This is a genomic window from Pectobacterium versatile, assembly GCF_020166435.1.
GTDB lineage: Bacteria > Pseudomonadota > Gammaproteobacteria > Enterobacterales > Enterobacteriaceae > Pectobacterium > Pectobacterium versatile.
The window spans coordinates 202,613-218,148 of record NZ_JAINZP010000002.1 but is presented as its reverse complement, the minus strand read 5'-3'; the positions used below and the strand labels follow the sequence as shown (position 1 = coordinate 218,148).

Annotated in this window: 14 protein-coding genes and 1 other annotated feature; of the genes, 6 read left to right on the top strand and 8 right to left on the bottom strand. The window is 51.9% G+C overall.

Features of this window, described 5'->3' with window-relative positions:
• Positions 1-249 precede the first annotated feature (249 nt).
• From serC to K7X24_RS03785, 6 genes are all read left to right on the top strand, one after another.
• Positions 250-1,335 carry a 3-phosphoserine/phosphohydroxythreonine transaminase gene (serC, locus tag K7X24_RS03810; RefSeq protein ID WP_224553078.1) on the top strand — a complete coding sequence of 362 codons (1,086 nt, stop codon included), beginning with the start codon at positions 250-252 and terminating at the stop codon, positions 1,333-1,335.
• An 81-nt stretch (positions 1,336-1,416) separates the two neighbouring features.
• Entirely contained in the window at positions 1,417-2,706 is a 1,290-nt protein-coding gene (gene aroA, locus K7X24_RS03805) for a 3-phosphoshikimate 1-carboxyvinyltransferase (RefSeq protein WP_224553077.1), read from the top strand.
• A 218-nt stretch (positions 2,707-2,924) separates the two neighbouring features.
• Positions 2,925-3,602, top strand: a complete 678-nt coding sequence (gene cmk, locus K7X24_RS03800) for a (d)CMP kinase (protein ID WP_039544520.1) — start codon at positions 2,925-2,927, stop codon at positions 3,600-3,602.
• A gap of 92 nt (positions 3,603-3,694) precedes the next feature.
• Positions 3,695-5,392 carry a 30S ribosomal protein S1 gene (gene rpsA, locus K7X24_RS03795; protein WP_180744587.1) on the top strand — a complete coding sequence of 566 codons (1,698 nt, stop codon included), beginning with the start codon at positions 3,695-3,697 and terminating at the stop codon, positions 5,390-5,392.
• A gap of 89 nt (positions 5,393-5,481) precedes the next feature.
• Positions 5,482-5,766: an integration host factor subunit beta gene (gene ihfB, locus K7X24_RS03790; protein ID WP_005967571.1), complete on the top strand. Its 285-nt coding sequence runs from the start codon at positions 5,482-5,484 to the stop codon at positions 5,764-5,766.
• A 558-nt stretch (positions 5,767-6,324) separates the two neighbouring features.
• On the top strand, positions 6,325-7,923 hold the full coding sequence (locus K7X24_RS03785) for an amidohydrolase (RefSeq protein WP_224553075.1): 1,599 nt from the start codon (positions 6,325-6,327) through the stop codon (positions 7,921-7,923).
• Positions 7,924-7,985: 62 nt separating this feature from the next.
• Here the strand turns inward: K7X24_RS03785 and hisIE are convergent, their stop codons facing one another.
• From hisIE to hisG, 8 genes are read right to left on the bottom strand one after another with little or no spacing between them, the layout of a single operon-like run.
• Positions 7,986-8,618: a bifunctional phosphoribosyl-AMP cyclohydrolase/phosphoribosyl-ATP diphosphatase HisIE gene (gene hisIE / locus K7X24_RS03780; protein WP_180789893.1), complete on the bottom strand. Its 633-nt coding sequence runs from the start codon at positions 8,616-8,618 to the stop codon at positions 7,986-7,988.
• Entirely contained in the window at positions 8,612-9,388 is a 777-nt protein-coding gene (gene hisF / locus K7X24_RS03775; RefSeq protein ID WP_010277156.1) for an imidazole glycerol phosphate synthase subunit HisF, read from the bottom strand. Before hisF ends, hisIE begins: the two co-directional genes overlap by 7 nt.
• The gene (gene hisA, locus K7X24_RS03770) at positions 9,370-10,107 is read right to left on the bottom strand and encodes a 1-(5-phosphoribosyl)-5-[(5-phosphoribosylamino)methylideneamino]imidazole-4-carboxamide isomerase (RefSeq protein ID WP_188247006.1); all 738 of its coding nucleotides are present in this window, start codon (positions 10,105-10,107) and stop codon (positions 9,370-9,372) included. Before hisA ends, hisF begins: the two co-directional genes overlap by 19 nt.
• 6 nt (positions 10,108-10,113) lie before the next feature.
• Complete coding sequence (gene hisH / locus K7X24_RS03765) at positions 10,114-10,704, bottom strand: imidazole glycerol phosphate synthase subunit HisH (protein ID WP_044204791.1); 591 nt, start codon at positions 10,702-10,704, stop codon at positions 10,114-10,116.
• Complete coding sequence (hisB, locus tag K7X24_RS03760; RefSeq protein WP_010277147.1) at positions 10,704-11,771, bottom strand: bifunctional histidinol-phosphatase/imidazoleglycerol-phosphate dehydratase HisB; 1,068 nt, start codon at positions 11,769-11,771, stop codon at positions 10,704-10,706. Before hisB ends, hisH begins: the two co-directional genes overlap by 1 nt.
• 15 nt (positions 11,772-11,786) lie before the next feature.
• On the bottom strand, positions 11,787-12,860 hold the full coding sequence (gene hisC / locus K7X24_RS03755; protein ID WP_224553073.1) for a histidinol-phosphate transaminase: 1,074 nt from the start codon (positions 12,858-12,860) through the stop codon (positions 11,787-11,789).
• Positions 12,857-14,185 (bottom strand): histidinol dehydrogenase, encoded by a 1,329-nt coding sequence (hisD, locus tag K7X24_RS03750; protein WP_044204941.1) that lies wholly within the window; start codon positions 14,183-14,185, stop codon positions 12,857-12,859. The genes hisC and hisD overlap by 4 nt, the downstream gene beginning before the upstream one ends.
• 5 nt (positions 14,186-14,190) lie before the next feature.
• Positions 14,191-15,090, bottom strand: a complete 900-nt coding sequence (hisG, locus tag K7X24_RS03745; protein WP_044204795.1) for an ATP phosphoribosyltransferase — start codon at positions 15,088-15,090, stop codon at positions 14,191-14,193.
• Between the two features lie 49 nt (positions 15,091-15,139).
• Positions 15,140-15,261 (bottom strand) — a sequence feature (His leader region).
• Positions 15,262-15,536: the final 275 nt, after the last annotated feature.

Below are 15,536 nucleotides of genomic sequence, written 5' to 3'. Positions count from 1 at the left end.
GTAACAGTGAAAAAGAACAGACTGCGTAACGTGCCGTTTTGCATAATGAAAGCGCAATAAGCGTTGCAGCCGCGATTGACGAGTGATAAAACCGATAGCAGGGTAAAAGTAGTGTGGTTATGGCGGTCGTTCCGTTATAACTACTATCTTGTAACAGCGGTATTTTTATAACCGTCAGGTTTATAAAAATGGTATTTGTAACAACGGTGATAAAAAGAGCCGCTATTTTTTCAGGTGTGGTGAGGGGAAATGACTCAGATTTTTAATTTTAGCGCCGGTCCAGCAATGCTGCCGGTTGAAGTACTGCGTCGTGCTGAACAGGAATTGTGTAATTGGAATGGCCTGGGCACATCGGTCATGGAAATCAGCCACCGCAGTAAAGAGTTTATGCAGGTTGCCGCTGAATCCGAACAAGATCTGCGTGATTTGCTGAAAATCCCCTCCAACTACAAAGTGCTTTTTTGCCACGGTGGTGCGCGTGCGCAATTCGCCGCAGTGCCGTTAAATCTCTTGGGCGAACGCTCAACGGCCGACTACATCGACGGTGGATATTGGGCACACAGCGCAATCAATGAAGCAGAAAAATACTGCACACCTAACGTGATTGACGTGAAAATGCGCGTAGGCGATCTGCGCGGCATTAAGCCGATGCGCGAATGGAAATTGTCTGATGACGCCGCGTTTGTGCATTACTGTCCAAATGAAACCATTGACGGTATTGCGATCGAAGAAGAGCCAGATTTTGGCGATAAAATTGTGGTCGCCGACTATTCTTCCAGCATCCTGTCTCGCCGTATTGACGTTAGCCGTTACGGCGTGATCTATGCCGGCGCACAGAAAAATATCGGCCCGGCCGGTCTGACGCTGGTCATCGTGCGTGAAGATTTGCTGGGCAAAGCGCGCCGTGAGCTGCCATCGATTCTGGATTATCAGGTTCTGGCGGACAATGACTCTATGTTTAACACGCCGCCAACGTTTGCCTGGTACCTGTCCGGCATGGTCTTCAAATGGTTGAAAGAGTACGGCGGTCTGGCTGAAATGGAAAAACGTAACCAAGAGAAGGCCGACCTGCTGTATAGCGTGATTGACGGTAACGATTTCTATCGTAATGACGTCGCGGTAGCTAACCGTTCTCGCATGAATGTGCCGTTCCTGCTGGCGGACTCTGCGCTGGATAAAGTCTTCCTGGAAGAATCAGTTGCTGCGGGTCTGCACGCGCTGAAAGGTCATCGCGTAGTGGGCGGCATGCGTGCTTCTATCTACAATGCGATGCCGTTGGAAGGCGTGAAAGCGCTGACGGAATTTATGGCTGACTTCGCTCGTCGCCACGGTTGATTAAGACCGCCCCTCGATACATTTTGATCAACCCCGGACTTTCCGGGGTTTTTATGTCCACGTTGAAAGAATAGGCTTTACATGCAGGAATCCCTGACGCTACAACCCATCAAACTGATTAACGGTACCCTTAACCTTCCTGGCTCAAAAAGCGTCTCTAACCGTGCGCTTTTGCTGGCGGCCTTGGCTGAAGGAAAGACCCGGCTGACTAACCTGTTAGACAGTGACGATGTCCGCCATATGCTTACCGCTCTAACGGCGTTGGGAGTGGAATATCATCTGTCGTCTGACCGGACTGTGTGTGAGATTTCGGGGCTGGGTGGCGCGTTTACGACATCGCAACCGCTGGAGCTGTTTCTAGGGAATGCAGGTACAGCGATGCGCCCACTGGCTGCCGCGTTGTGTCTGACAGATGGCGATATTGTGCTGACAGGCGAACCTCGGATGAAAGAGCGTCCGATCGGGCATCTGGTCGATGCACTGCGTCAGGGCGGGGCGAAAATTGACTATCTGGAGCAGGAAAACTACCCACCGCTTCGTCTGCACGGTGGTTTTCAGGGCGGCGAAATCAGCGTAGATGGCAGTGTATCAAGCCAGTTCCTGACTGCGCTGCTGATGACTGCGCCTCTGGCCGCGCAGGATACGCAAATCAGCATTCAGGGCGATCTGGTTTCCAAACCGTATATCGATATTACGCTGCATATGATGAAAGCGTTTGGTATTGAAGTGCGTCATGAAAACTATCAGCAATTCTTCGTGGCGGGTCGCCAGCAGTATCGCTCACCGGGCGACTATCTGGTGGAAGGTGATGCGTCATCGGCTTCTTACTTCCTGGCCGCAGCGGCGATTAAAGGCGGCGTTGTGCGTGTGACTGGTGTAGGCCGTAATAGCGTGCAGGGCGACATTCGCTTTGCTGACGTGTTGGAAAAGATGGGCGCGACCGTGCGCTGGGGTGAGGATTATATCGAATGCGAACGCGGTGAACTGCACGCGATCGACATGGATATGAACCATATTCCTGATGCTGCGATGACCATCGCGACGGCGGCGCTTTTCGCTCAAGGTGGCACCACTACTCTGCGTAATATCTACAACTGGCGCGTGAAAGAAACCGATCGTCTGGCGGCAATGGCGATTGAACTGCGTAAAGTTGGCGCGGAAGTGGAAGAGGGTAACGACTACATTTGCATTACGCCGCCGACCAAGCTGAAAGCGGCAGAAATCGGCACGTACAACGATCATCGTATGGCGATGTGTTTCTCTCTAGTGGCGCTATCGGATACACCAGTTACGATTCTGGATCCGAAATGTACGGCTAAAACCTTCCCGGACTACTTCGAACAGCTGGCACGCCTCAGCGAGCTAGCCTGATCTCTCTAAGGCACGGTTTCCGTGCCTTTTTTCTCTATCGATTTCTCCGAGCTACGCTCAGCTTTTCTTCTGAAATTGCGTACCGCATTCAGAGAATGCCTTATTTTTCCCGCCATTCCGGCATTGGGGTAACCTTTCTCTGTATTGATGCGTATAATGATGCTCCGTGATGCCATAAAACGGCATAAGCGGAACTTCCCAGTATTAAGGAGAGAGAGATGACGGTGATGGCACCGGTAATTACGGTTGACGGACCGAGCGGCGCAGGCAAAGGTACCTTGTGTAAGGCATTGGCTGAAGCTTTACAATGGAACCTGCTGGACTCGGGGGCTATCTATCGTGTTTTGGCTCTGGCAGCATTGCACCACCATGTGGATATCAGTTCGGAAGACGCGCTGGTTCCGCTGGCTTCTCATCTTGATGTGCGTTTTGTTGCAGAAGACGGGCAGTTGAAAGTCATCTTGGAAGGCGAAGACGTTAGCCATGAAATTCGTACCGAAGCGGTAGGCAACACGGCGTCTCAGGCTGCGGCTTTCCCTCGCGTTCGTGAAGCATTATTACGTCGGCAGCGTGCATTTCGCGAGGCTCCAGGGTTGATTGCTGATGGCAGAGACATGGGAACAGTCGTCTTTCCTGATGCCCCAGTGAAGATTTTTTTGGATGCCAGTGCGGAAGAACGTGCACAACGTCGCATGCTACAGTTGCAGGGGAAGGGCTTTAATGTTAACTTTGAACGTCTTTTATCTGAGATAAAAGAACGGGATGAGCGCGATCGCAGCCGCCCCGTTGCGCCGTTAGTGCCTGCTGCCGATGCGTTGGTGCTAGATTCAACGGAAATGACAATCGATGAAGTGATAGCGCGCGCGTTGGCTTATGCCCGCGAAATTTTAGCGTAATCACAGAAAACTGAATTTTTACCTCGCTGTAAGGATGCACAGCGGGGCATGTTAAACAACCCCATCGAGCAGGATGCCAGATGGACGTTAAAATGAAACCCTTAAGATTATCAAACATGACTGAATCTTTTGCTCAACTCTTTGAAGAATCCCTGAAAGAAATCGAAACCCGTCCTGGTTCTATCGTACGTGGTGTTGTTGTTGCTATTGATAAAGATGTCGTACTGGTTGATGCCGGTCTGAAATCTGAATCTGCCATTCCGGTAGAACAATTCAAGAACGCACAAGGCGAACTGGAAATTCAGGTTGGTGATGAAGTTGACGTTGCTCTGGATGCTATCGAAGATGGCTTCGGTGAAACGCTGCTTTCTCGCGAAAAAGCTAAACGTCATGAAGCATGGCTGACGCTGGAAAAAGCTTACGAAGAAGCTGCAACTGTTACCGGTATTATCAACGGTAAAGTTAAAGGCGGTTTCACTGTTGAGCTGAACGGCATTCGCGCGTTCCTGCCAGGTTCTCTGGTAGACGTTCGTCCGGTTCGCGACACGCTGCATCTGGAAGGCAAAGAGCTTGAGTTCAAAGTTATCAAGCTGGATCAGAAACGCAACAACGTTGTTGTTTCCCGCCGTGCAGTTATCGAATCTGAAAACAGTGCTGAGCGCGATCAACTGCTGGAAAACCTGCAGGAAGGCATGGAAGTTAAAGGTATCGTTAAGAACCTTACTGACTACGGTGCATTCGTTGATCTGGGCGGTGTTGATGGCCTGCTGCATATCACTGATATGGCTTGGAAACGTGTTAAACACCCAAGCGAAATCGTCAATGTGGGCGACGAAATCACTGTTAAAGTGCTGAAATTCGACCGCGAACGTACCCGTGTGTCTCTGGGTCTGAAACAGCTGGGCGAAGATCCATGGGTCGCTATCGCTAAGCGTTACCCAGAAAGCACGCGTCTGACTGGCCGCGTAACCAACCTGACTGACTACGGCTGTTTCGTTGAAATCGAAGAAGGCGTTGAAGGTCTGGTGCACGTTTCCGAAATGGATTGGACCAACAAAAACATCCACCCATCCAAAGTTGTTAACGTTGGTGATGTAGTGGAAGTAATGGTTCTGGACATCGACGAAGAACGTCGTCGTATCTCTCTGGGCCTGAAACAGTGCAAATCTAACCCATGGCAGCTGTTCGCAGAAACCCACAACAAGGGCGACCGCGTTGAAGGTAAAATCAAGTCTATCACTGACTTTGGTATCTTCATCGGTCTGGACGGCGGTATCGACGGTCTGGTTCACCTGTCCGACATCTCTTGGAACGTGGCTGGCGAAGAAGCCGTTCGCGAATTCAAGAAAGGTGATGAAATCGCCGCTGTTGTTCTGCAGGTTGACGCAGAGCGCGAGCGTATCTCCCTGGGTGTGAAACAACTGTCTGAAGACCCGTTCAATAACTACCTGTCTGTTAACAAGAAAGGTGCTATTGTTACTGGTAAAGTTACAGCAGTTGACGCCAAAGGTGCTACAGTTGAATTAGCAGACGGTGTTGAAGGCTATCTGCGTGCTTCTGATGCTTCTCGTGACCGCGTTGAAGATGCAACTCTGGTACTGAGCGTTGGCGACAGCGTTGAAGCGAAATACACTGGTGTTGATCGTAAAAACCGCGTTGTTAGCCTGTCTGTTCGTGCGAAAGACGAAGCTGACGAGAAAGATGCAATCGCAACTGTTAACAACAAGCCGGAAGAAAACAATTTCTCCAGCGCGATGGCAGAAGCGTTCAAAGCAGCTAAAGGCGAGTAATCACTACGGTGGAATGAGCAACGTAAGTTGCTCATTCTTGTAACGGTAGTCAGTTATCCTGGTTATTGATAACCGCACTTGGAGGAGCTATGACCAAGTCTGAACTTATTGAAAGGCTTGCTGGACAGCAATCTCATATCCCAGCCAAAGTGGTTGAGGATGCAGTGAAAGAAATGCTCGAACAAATGGCTTCTACGCTAGCCGAAGGCGACCGTATTGAAATCCGTGGGTTTGGCAGTTTTTCACTTCACTACCGTGCACCGCGTGTAGGTCGTAATCCGAAAACGGGTGACAAAGTTGAGTTGGAAGGTAAGTACGTCCCTCACTTTAAACCAGGTAAGGAACTCCGCGACCGCGCTAATATTTACGGCTAATCGTTAGTCTTAAATACCAGCCTTATAAAAGCACCCATCTCGGGTGCTTTTTTACATTTATGGCCTATTTTCCTCTCCGACCTTCCACATGATTTGATCTAGTTACTTATTAGAATGCGATCCCACGTAATACGCTTTCCTTTTGGCCCTTCACGTTTCTAAGTGATCGCCAGCACACGAAATATGAATTTTTGATTTTCAACTGCTTGGACGTTGAAGTTTCTAATGTTATTGCCTATTTTTTATTCGGTACATTAACATTTCTAATGCGTTACCTCTAAATAAGGAAAGTGTATGAGTGAAGCGTGTGGCCATTCCGGTAGCATAAGCTGTTCCTGCTGTAGCCCCCTGTGGAAATCGTTTCTCCCCGATACGCCAGTTGAGATCCCTGAGGGGGAGAACAGTCTACATATTGAAACGAAGCTATTCCGTTCCGCACCAAATAAGGATGGGAGCCCTGGAAAAGCTATTCTGACGTTAGAAGATGGGAAGGAAGTTGCAGTTGAGGCCATGGGCATTCGTGACGGACTGGTGGTTGCAACGGGTTCGTATCAGGATGTGAAAGCCAAAATGCCGAAAAACACGTCTGAGCATCAATTATCAGGCAAACAAACGCTGTTACCGGGGCTGATTGAGCCGCATGTCCACATCACTAGCTCCGCGATGCTTTCTGGTATTGGTAATGATGTTAGCCCGTTTGAAGAGCAAAAATTACGCAAAAATTATAACCGTAGCTGGGTGATATCCCATCTACAGGAGAAGGCGTTACCGCATAAATCCGATAAATGGCTTATCGGATTTGGTGCTGATCCATCGCTGTTTGTTGAGGGAAATAAGGCATTTGATGCTGATGCTCTCGATAAAATCACGACACTCCAACCGGTATTTGTCCTCAATGCCTCGATGCATCTTGCTTATATCAATCATGCGGCGATTAAGTGTGTTAAAGACTATTACGCAGATAAACCACCCCTTGTCCCACCTATCAGCGAAAACGGTATCCTTAAGGAAATAGTTGGTATCCAGCCAGTGCTAAATGTCATGGTCAGTAGCTACCCTAAAACGGAATTGGCGGTAAAGCTCATTGCATCGATGAGCAAACTATTTGCTTTAGCGAGTAAACGAGGCGTGACTTATATGCTTGATGCTGGCGTTGAACCCAAAGGGTCTCAGCCGGGCTTCGATCAAGTGAGTTTCCTGGACAAATGGGCGCATCTGCCGATTTGTCCGGTGCGGATAGGCGGTGCACTGATTGTTACGAGTAGTGAGGATTTTGAAAATAAAGTGGTGAATTATTACTCTCCGGGGTATGGAGATGAACACTTTCACTTGCCGTATATCAAGGTTATTTCAGATGGTTCAAACCAAGGGCTGACGGGGTATCAATCCACGCCGTACTGCTGTAATCACCTCTATGAAAAAACGCCAAGCGTGGATAATGTCGGTGCCTTCAACTTTGATCCATCCACTAATATCAATACGCTGGTGCAGAACGTTGTAGATAAAAACTGGTCATTGATGATTCATACGAATGGCGATGAAGCCATCAGGCTGACCTTAGCGTCTTTTAAACTGGCTGGCGTGACATCAGATACTTACGAACTGCGGCGGGATCGTTTGGAACATGCCTCCCTGCTCACTGACGATCATCTTGTGGAAATGAAACAGCTCGGTATTTCCCCCAGTTTCTTAATTGGTCATGTGGGGTATTGGGGCTGGGCATTCCAGCAAACCATTCTGGGAGAGGATCGTGCTAATCACCTTGATCGCTGCCAATCCGCGATCAATCACGGGATGAAGATTACCTTACACAGTGATAACGGCGTTACACCGCTTGGCCCGCTACGCATGATGGAACAGGCGATTTCTCGTGTGATGGAAGGCGCGCCTCAACAGGCGACTCCTGCTGTGTTGCGCGAGCAAGAGCGGATTTCCCGTTTCGCCGCGCTTAAAGCCGCAACTTATGATGCCGCCTGGCAGTGTCATGCAGATCAGTGGGTCGGATCGTTGGTCGCTGGTAAATGTGCTGATTTTATTATTCTGGCGGATTCCCCGCTGACCTATGATTCAGCAGATAAAAATAATCCGGTGAAAGGTATGCGTGATATTCCGGTTCTGGAAACCTGGAAAGGGGGACGTAAGGTGTACTCAAGCTAACACGGCGATGTTGGCATAATAAAGCCCCGCGTTATCAGCGATCGATAACGCGGGGAACAGATTTACTTATTGTGACGCGCTTTCAGGCGATTGATGATCGTCGCCAGATCTAAATCCTGATCCTGCAACAGCACCAGCAGGTGGTATATCAAATCCGCGGCTTCGTTGGTCAGCTCTTCGCGATCATGCACCGTTGCTGCTAATGCCGCTTCCAATCCTTCCTCACCGACTTTCTGAGCAATGCGCTTGGTGCCGCTGGCATACAGACGCGCAGTGTAAGAGCTATCCGGGTCAGCATGCTTACGCTCGGCCAGCAGTTGCTCTAGCTGATAGAGGAACGTCCAGTCGCTGGCAGCAGGCGAGAAGCAGCTGCTGGTGCCAAGGTGACAGGTTGGTCCGATAGGGTTAACCAGAATCAGCAGGGTGTCGTTATCGCAGTCCGGCGTGATAGAGACGACATTCAGGAAATGGCCGGAAGATTCGCCTTTCGTCCACAAACGCTGCTTGGTCCGCGAGAAAAACGTCACTTTGCCACTCTCTTCCGTAGCCTGCAACGCGTCCTGATTCATGTAGCCCAGCATCAATACTTCACCGGATACCGCATGTTGCACGACAACTGGCAGCATACCGTCCGTTTTTTCCCAATCGAGCTGGTTTCGTTGTTCGTCGTTTAAAAAGAACTCTTCGCTTAACACACTCGAATCTCCACACCCTGTTGCTTAAGATATTGTTTCAGTTCGCCAATATTAATAATTTGCTTGTGAAACACCGATGCTGCCAGCGCGCCATCAACGTGGGCGGTTTGGAACGCATCCAGAAAATGTTCCATGGTGCCTGCTCCGCCGGAAGCAATAAGCGGGACATGACAGACATCACGTACCAGATTTAACTGGTGTAAATCATAGCCGTTACGCACGCCGTCCTGATTCATCATGTTCAGGACAATCTCACCCGCACCGCGCTTCTGCACTTCTTCTACCCAATCCAGCGTTTCCCAAGTGGTGACCTTGGTTCGCGCTTCATCACCTGTGTATTGATTGACATGGTAGCGGCCCGTCGCGGCATCGTGCCAGGTATCAATCCCAACGACGATGCACTGCACGCCATAGCGGTCAGCCAGTCGGGTAATCAGCTCAGGGTCGGCCAGAGCCGGTGAGTTGATGGAGATTTTATCCGCGCCGAAAGAGAGGATCTGACCCGCTTCTTCCACGCTTTTAATGCCGCCCGCCACGCAGAAGGGAATATCAATCACTTCTGCGACGCGGGATACCCAACTTTTATCGACTACACGGCCATCGGAAGAGGCGGTGATATCATAAAAAACCAACTCATCGGCTCCTTCCTGCGCATAGCGCTGCGCCAGTGGCACGATGTCACCGATGATTTCGTGGTTGCGGAACTGTACACCTTTGACGACCTGACCGTTACGCACGTCCAGACAGGGGATTATCCGTTTTGCCAGCATGAAATAGCCTCCGCGACGTTGAATTTACCTTCCAGCAGCGCACGACCCACGATCACGCCTTGTACACCGCTGCCGCGCAAATTGGCGATATCCGTCAAGTTGCCGATGCCGCCGGATGCCTGAAAGGCAATCTGCGGGTAGCGCTGGCTGATTTCACGATAGAGCTCGACGTTGGAGCCGCTCAGCGTACCGTCACGAGAAATGTCAGTGCACAGCACATGTTTCAGACCAAACGGCAGATATTGTTCGACGACCTGCTCAAGCGTGGCGTTTGAATTTTCCTGCCAGCCGCTGATAGCGACGAACTTCGTGCCGTTGGAGTCGATTCGCACGTCCAGCGCCAGCACCAGCGCTTCTGCGCCGTAGCGGGTGAACCATTGCTGAACGAGCTCCGGCTGCTTAACGGCGGTGGAGCCGATGACGACACGGCTGGCTCCGGCTTTTAATAACGCTTCCACGTCCTGTTCGGTGCGGATACCGCCGCCAATCTGAACGGGGACAGTAACGCCAGCCAACAGCGTCGTTAATAGCGGAATCTGGCGGGCAGAGGGATCTTTTGCACCGGTCAAATCTACCAGATGCAGCACACCTGCACCTTGTTGCTGGTAATCCTGCAAACGGGGGAGCGGATCGCTGCCGTACTGGCGCTGTTGGCCATAATCACCCTGATGTAGACGGACAACCTGTCCATCAATCAGATCTAATGCGGGAATAATCATGACGCTCTACATCTCCAGAAAGTTTTTCAGCAGTTGCGCGCCCGCGGCACCCGAACGCTCAGGGTGGAACTGCACGCCAAAGAAGTTATCTTTTTCCAGCGCGGCGGTGAAGGCTTCGCCGTAGTTGGCTTGGGCAATCGTATTTTCGCAGACCGGCATGGCATAGCTGTGAACGAAATAGAAATAGGCACCGTCATCGATATCGCGGAACAAACGATGTCCGGCCTTCGGAATGACCTGATTCCAGCCCATATGTGGCAGCGGTAAGCCGTGGTCAACCATCTTTTTCACCGGCGAATCAACAATGCCGAGCGTGGGAATGCCGCCATTTTCGTCGCTGTTTGTGCCCAATAACTGCATACCAAGGCAAATGCCGAGCACCGGCTGTGTACAGGCCTTGATCAACGCAATCAGGTTGCGCTCTTCCAGTTGATTCATCGCGGCCTGCGCGGTACCAACGCCCGGCAGAAACAGCTTGTCCGCTTGCAGGACAATCTCGGCCTCGCGGCTCACAATGGGCGTATACCCCAATCGCTGCACGGCGTAGGTCACCGAAGAGAGGTTAGCGCAGCCGGTATCAAGAATGACGACCTTCATCAGAGCACTCCTTTCGAGCTCGGCAGCGTATCACCCTCGACGCGGATTGCCTGACGCAGCGTGCGCCCGAAGACTTTGAACAGGCTTTCTACACGGTGATGATCGTTACGCCCTTTAGTTTTCAGGTGCAACGTACAGGCCATGGAATAAGACAGTGAACGGAAGAAGTGTTCGACCATTTCTGTACTCAGGTCGCCAACGCGCTGGTAGCTGAATTCCGCTTTGTATTCCAGATGCGGACGGCCTGAAATATCCAGCGCACAGCGTGCCAGACACTCATCCATCGGCAGAACAAAGCCAAAGCGGCCAATACCGCGTTTGTCGCCCAGTGCTTTATTCAGGGCTTCGCCCAGCGCCAGACCGGTATCTTCTACCGTGTGGTGATCGTCGATGTATAGATCGCCTTTCACTTCAATGTTCATGCGGAATCCGCCGTGGGTGGCGATTTGATCCAGCATGTGATCGAAGAAGCCGACGCCGGTGTTGATTTTGCTGCCACCTTCCTGATCCAGCCAGACGTTCACATCAATCGCAGTTTCACGCGTGACGCGGTTGACGTGCGCATGACGGTCACGCTTGGTCAACTGGTTGGTAATCGCTTGCCAGTTTAGCCCGCCACGTTGATAGAGCAGCCCGGTTATGCCCATGTTCTGTGCCAGTTGAATATCGGTCTGGCGGTCACCGATGACGTAGCTATTCGCCACATCCATCAGGCCGTTGTTCAAATAGGCAGTCACCAGCTCGGTCTTGGGCTTGCGACAGGTGCAGTTATCCGCGGGTAAATGCGGGCAGATCAGCACTTGCTCAAAACGGATGCCCTGCGATGTCAGAATCTGCATCATCAGGTTGTGCGGTGGATCGAAGGTTTCCTGCGGAAAACTATCGGTTCCCAACCCATCCTGATTCGTAATCATCACCAGCGTATAACCGGCTTTTTGCAGCGCCAGCAGCGAGGGAATGACATCTGGTTCCAGCGCCAGTTTATCCAGACGGTCAACCTGAAAATCTTCAGGCGGTTCAGCAATCAATGTTCCGTCACGGTCGATAAAGAGGTATTTCTGGCCCACGTGAGCTCCTTAAAATTAAGCGTTGATGCCCGGCAATGATTGTAATGCAGCAACAACGCGTTCACATTCGTAGCGGTTGCCGATAGTAATGCGCAAACAGCCTGCGAGGCTCGGTTGCTTATTTTGGTCACGCAGAATAATGCCTTGATCCCACAGCGTTTTAAATACAGAGGGGGAGGCGGTAAAGCGCACCAGCAGATAGTTACTCTCGCTGGGGAAGATTTCTTCAATGCAGGGAATGTCTTTTAAGGCATCGCTCAGCCAGCGGCGAGCGGAGGTAATCTCCTCAACATTCGCCTTCATTTTAGCGATCCCTTCGTGACTCAGCGCCTGCGCGGCGATATCCGCTACGGGAGTGGACAATGGGTAAGGGGCAATCACCTTCAGCAGAAGCTGAATGACCTCAGGGTTTGCCAGCGTGAAGCCACAGCGCAATCCGGCGAGTGAGAAGGCTTTGGACAAGGTACGCAGAATCACCAAATGTGGGAATTCGTCCAGCCAGACCGAGGTGGTCGCCTGCGGACAGAATTCAATGTAGGCTTCATCAATAACGACCAGCGCTTTTCCCTGTGCCAGCGTGAGCAACTGACGCAAATCCTCCCGTGCAATCAGGTTGCCGGTTGGGTTGTTCGGGCTACAGATGTAAATGACCTTAGCGCCGTCCAACTGTGCTTCAATCGCGTCGAGATCCAACTGCCAGTCTGATTTGCTGGCTACGGTGCGGCGTTCCACGCCAAATGTCTCGGCGCTGACGGCGTACATGCCGTAGGTTGGTGGACAGAACAGGATGGCATCTTTTCCCGGTTCGCAGAACGCGCGGATCAGCAGCTCGATACCTTCGTCGGCACCGCGGCTGACCAGAACCTGCTCCGGCGTTACGCCAGCATACTCGGCGTAACGGCTGATCACCGTAACTGGCTGGCATTCCGGGTAGCGGTTCAGCGTCTGTGACGTTAACTGAAATGCTGGTGCTTCAGGGTATTCATTGGCATTCAGCCAGACATCGCCGTTACCGCCCAGACGACGGGCAGATTGGTACGGCGTCAGCGCACGGACATTGGCGCGTGCCAGTTCTTCAATGCTGCTCATGCTTGCTCCTTCAGTGCTGCAACACGCAGGGTAACGGCGTTTTTGTGGGCGGTCAGTTGTTCGGCCTGTGCCAATATTTCGATGGTCGGCGCCAGTTGCAGTAACCCCTGCGGCGTGAGCTGCTGTACGGTCATGCGTTTCTGGAAATCGGCCAGCCCCAGGCTTGAATAGGTCGAGGTATAGCCATAGGTCGGCAGAACATGGTTAGTGCCGGAGGCGTAGTCGCCCGCGGATTCCGGTGACCAGTCGCCAAGGAAAACTGAACCCGCGCTGGTGATGCTATCAACCAGTGATTCGGCGTCGCGCGTCTGGATGATCAAGTGCTCTGGACCATATTGATTGCTGATTTCAATGCACTGTGCCAAATCACGCGCAACGATGACGCGGCTGCTGGCAAGCGCCTGACGCGCGATGTCCGCACGGGACAATTGCGTGAGCTGTTCTTCAACGGCGTCTGCTACGGCTTTGGCCATTGCTGCGTCGGGCGTGAGCAGGATGACCTGTGAATCCGGGCCGTGTTCTGCCTGTGATAACAGGTCGGAGGCGACAAACGCGGGCGTCGCGCCGCTGTCGGCGATCACTAATACTTCGGATGGCCCAGCGGGCATATCAATGGCCGCGCCATCGAGCTGCTGGCTAACCTGACGCTTGGCTTCCGTGACGTACGCGTTGCCGGGGCCAAAGATTTTATCCACTTTCGGCACGCTCTCTGTGCCAAATGCCATCGCAGCAATCGCTTGCGCTCCACCGAGCTGAAAGACTTCTTTGATGCCGCACAGCTGTGCGGCATACAGAATTTCATCGGCAATCGGCGGCGGTGAGCACAACACCACGCGACCGCAGCCAGCGATGCGTGAAGGCGTTCCCAGCATCAGCACGGTTGACGGCAGCGGGGCAGAGCCCCCAGGAATATACAGCCCGACGGTTGCGATGGGGCGCGTGATCTGCTGGCAACGTACGCCTGGCTGCGTTTCGATATCGACAATCGGCAGCTTTTGCGCGTTGTGGAATGTCTCGATATTACGTACGGCGATCGCCATTGCCTGTTTTACCTCATCGCCCAGACGGGCGGAGGCGGCAGCGATCTCAGCCTCGGTGACGCGAATCGCATTCACCTGAACCTTATCGAACTGCGCGCTGTAGTCACGTAACGCGCTATCACCACGGCTTTTCACGTTTGCCAGAATATCGCTCACGACGGCGGTAATGCGTTCTGACGCGGAAATCGCCGGACGAGTCAGTAGCTGACGCTGCTCTTCTACTGAACAGCGCTGCCAGTCGACGAGCGTGCTAAAGCTGCCAGTGCTTTTGGTGTTGTCAGCCATCGTCATCACTCCATCATTTTTTCAATGGGCAGGACCAGAATGGAGCTGGCACCTAATGACTTCAGCTTCTCCATGGTTTCCCAGAACAGCGTTTCGCTACTGACCATGTGCATGGCAACACGACGCTGATCGCCGGCCAGCGGCAGAATGGTCGGGCGCTCGGCACCAGGCAACAGAGCAATGATTTCGTCCAGACGCTCGCTGGGCGCGTGCAGCATGATGTATTTTGACTCACGCGCCTGAATCACGCCTTGCATACGGGTCAGTAGCTTATCGATTAGCTGCTGTTTCTCTGCTGGCATTTCGCCGTCGCGCTGAATCAGGCAGGCCTTGGAACGGTAAATGACTTCGACTTCGCGCAGGCCGTTGGCTTCAAGCGTTGCACCGGTTGATACCAGATCGCAGATAGCATCGGCCAGACCGGCACGCGGTGCTACTTCGACGGAACCGTTGAGCAGACAGGATTTGAAATTGACAGATTGTCTGTCGAGATATTGTTTGAGCAGGTGAGGATAAGAGGTGGCGATACGTTTGTTTTGCAGACATTCAGGACCAGTATAGGCTTCGTCCAGCGGCATCGCCAGCGACAGGCGGCAACCGCCGAAATCCAGACGACGCAGCGTGAAGTAACGCGGATCTTCACCCTGTGCACGACGGTTTAACAGCTCTTCTTCCAGCACGTTTTCGCCGATGATGCCCAGATCGACCACGCCATCCATGACCAGGCCGGGGATATCGTCATCGCGTACGCGCAGGATATCAATCGGCATATTTTCTGCGAACGCGATCAGACGCTGTTGCTGTAAGTTGATTTTGATCCCGCAGCGCGCCAGCAGTTCGCGTGAATCGTCGCTCAGGCGGCCTGACTTCTGCATTGCTATCCGTAAACGTGTTTTATCCAGCATGGAAACCTCATTAACCTGTCAAATTTAAAATTTTTAGAAACATTGGGCCATAAAAAAACCCTCGGAAGGTGATCTTCCGAGGGCTCTCTTTGTATTCTGCGCCACTGGAAGATCTGAATGTCTTCCAGCACCAACTGCCCGAAAGACTAATCAGGATGATGGTTATGATGGTGGCTAAACAGAACGCGTGTCATAAGATGTCTCTTTGTTGTGTCAGTGTTTATTAAATCAATAACGATTTCTGTCGAATAACCTAAACCATGTTCGGGCTGTTGTGCAACATTTTTTTAGCAGATGTGGGAAGTTCGTTTTGGTTGAGTGATGTGCCAGCATAATCGCGCTGGATATCCGCTTTTGATAGGCAGAAAAGACTACGGAAATCGGACAGGCATCCGTAGCGGTGGGCGTCAAAGCCGTTTACTCTGTAGGCGTGCGTATACTCGTCA

What these genes read in the sequence shown, in the direction of transcription:
- hisH (WP_044204791.1), bottom strand. Translation starts at nt 10,704, where the DNA reads ATGAAGGTCGTCATTCTTGATACCGGCTGCGCTAACCTCTCTTCGGTG.
- ihfB (WP_005967571.1), top strand. Translation starts at nt 5,482, where the DNA reads ATGACCAAGTCTGAACTTATTGAAAGGCTTGCTGGACAGCAATCTCAT.
- aroA (WP_224553077.1), top strand. Translation starts at nt 1,417, where the DNA reads ATGCAGGAATCCCTGACGCTACAACCCATCAAACTGATTAACGGTACC.
- hisD (WP_044204941.1), bottom strand. Translation starts at nt 14,185, where the DNA reads ATGGCTGACAACACCAAAAGCACTGGCAGCTTTAGCACGCTCGTCGAC.
- hisF (WP_010277156.1), bottom strand. Translation starts at nt 9,388, where the DNA reads ATGCTGGCAAAACGGATAATCCCCTGTCTGGACGTGCGTAACGGTCAG.
- rpsA (WP_180744587.1), top strand. Translation starts at nt 3,695, where the DNA reads ATGAAACCCTTAAGATTATCAAACATGACTGAATCTTTTGCTCAACTC.
- hisA (WP_188247006.1), bottom strand. Translation starts at nt 10,107, where the DNA reads ATGATTATTCCCGCATTAGATCTGATTGATGGACAGGTTGTCCGTCTA.
- hisC (WP_224553073.1), bottom strand. Translation starts at nt 12,860, where the DNA reads ATGAGCAGCATTGAAGAACTGGCACGCGCCAATGTCCGTGCGCTGACG.
- serC (WP_224553078.1), top strand. Translation starts at nt 250, where the DNA reads ATGACTCAGATTTTTAATTTTAGCGCCGGTCCAGCAATGCTGCCGGTT.
- hisG (WP_044204795.1), bottom strand. Translation starts at nt 15,090, where the DNA reads ATGCTGGATAAAACACGTTTACGGATAGCAATGCAGAAGTCAGGCCGC.
- cmk (WP_039544520.1), top strand. Translation starts at nt 2,925, where the DNA reads ATGACGGTGATGGCACCGGTAATTACGGTTGACGGACCGAGCGGCGCA.